The 1,610-nt window shown below is 69.3% G+C and carries 1 protein-coding gene; it reads left to right on the plus strand.

Annotated elements, in window-relative coordinates; all coding sequences use genetic code 11:
* The first annotated feature begins 144 nt into the window (after positions 1-144).
* Positions 145-1,602: an NF041680 family putative transposase gene (locus tag ACFWFZ_RS34410; protein WP_387127954.1), complete on the plus strand. Its 1,458-nt coding sequence runs from the start codon at positions 145-147 to the stop codon at positions 1,600-1,602.
* Positions 1,603-1,610: the final 8 nt, after the last annotated feature.

Raw genomic sequence — 1,610 nt, forward strand, 5'->3', positions numbered from 1 at the left:
CTAGCTTGATCTTTAACGTCCGAGGTCGAACGGTGCCTCGTACTTGATCACTCGGTTCGGTAACCGCCGTACGCGGATACGGCCTTCGTCTGGATCATGTGCTCCGACCAAGGAACACACACGTCCAGCGCGAAGGCCGTGGGGATGAGTTTGCTGCATCGTGATACCCGGCGGGAGCCGCTGGCGGAACTGTCACGCTTCCGAGGCGAGTTCTACTCCTGCCTGACCGCTCGTTCGGATGCTTTGTTCGAGCTGGCCGACGCGGTTCTCTGCCATGACGGGTCGGTGAGGTCGCTGGTCGAGCTGTCGCTGGTGGGTGAGCACCGCCGTGGTCACGGAGGGCTCTACGCCGCTGTCGCCCGCGGCCGGGTCGACGCGGACCGGATGCGCCAGGCCCTGGCCTCCGTGCCGCTGCCGCGGGCGGTCGACGGCCGGCTGGTCCTGGCCGTCGATGTCACGTGCTGGCTGCGGCCCGACGCCCACACCTCACCAGAGCGGATCCTGTGCCACACCTACGGTCGGGGCAAGGACCAGCACATCCCCGTTCCCGGGTGGCCGTACTCGATCGTCTGCGCGCTGGAGCCGGGCCGCAGCTCGTGGACCGCCCCGCTGGACGCGCTGCGTCTGGCACCCGGAGACGACACGGCCACCGTCACCGCCCGGCAGCTGCGCGAGCTGATCGAGCGGCTGATCACCGCAGGTCAGTGGCAGGTCGGCGACCCGGAAGTCCTCGTCATCGCGGACGCCGGATACGACGCACCACGCCTGGCCCACCTTCTGCGGGACCTTCCGGTCCAGGTCCTGGCCCGGATGCGGTCGGACCGGGTCCTGCGCCGGCCCGCACCCCAGCGGCGGCCTCACACCATGGGCCGTCCGCCCCGGCACGGCGGCGAGTTCGTGTTCGGGCAGCCTGACACCTGGGGCACCCCGGACACCGAAACCGTCACCGACACCCGCCTCTACGGCACCGCCCGGGCACGCTCGTGGGACCGGCTCCACCCCAAACTCACCCACCGCTCTTCCTGGGCCGCGGCCGACGGCACCCTCCCGATCGTTGAGGGAACGGTGATCCGCCTGGACATCGAACACCTGCCCAGCGGAGCCACTCCGAAGCCGGTGTGGTTGTGGTGGTCGGGCACCGACGCCACTGAGGCGGACACCGACCGTCTGTGGCAGGCCTACCTGCGGCGTTTCGACATCGAGCACACCTTCCGCCTGTTCAAACAAACTCTCGGCTGGACCTGCCCGAAGGTCCGCACACCCCAGGCTGCGGACCGCTGGACATGGCTGATCCTCGCGGCCTACACCCAACTGCGACTGGCCCGGCCACTGGCGGCCGACCGACACCGTCCATGGGAGAAGCCCACCTCGTCCGACCGCCTCACTCCAGCTCGGGTCCGTCGCGACTTCCGGCACATCCGCCCCAACACCGCCTGCCCAGCCCAAGCACCGAAACCCACCCGCCCCGGACCCGGACGTCCACCAGGACGCAAGAACACGCGGCCCACCCCACGTCATGACGTCCACAGACCCCGCACAACGGGCACTGCAGCGTCCAGGAAGGCCAAGCCCACGACCCCACGACCCCGCCGCACAGGTTAAAGATCAAG

Source organism: Streptomyces sp. NPDC060232 (genome assembly GCF_042726555.1).
GTDB lineage: Bacteria > Actinomycetota > Actinomycetes > Streptomycetales > Streptomycetaceae > Streptomyces.

Bases quoted from the DNA above. Each gene is read 5' to 3' on its own strand.
- ACFWFZ_RS34410 (WP_387127954.1), top strand. From the start codon at position 145: ATGAGTTTGCTGCATCGTGATACCCGGCGGGAGCCGCTGGCGGAACTG.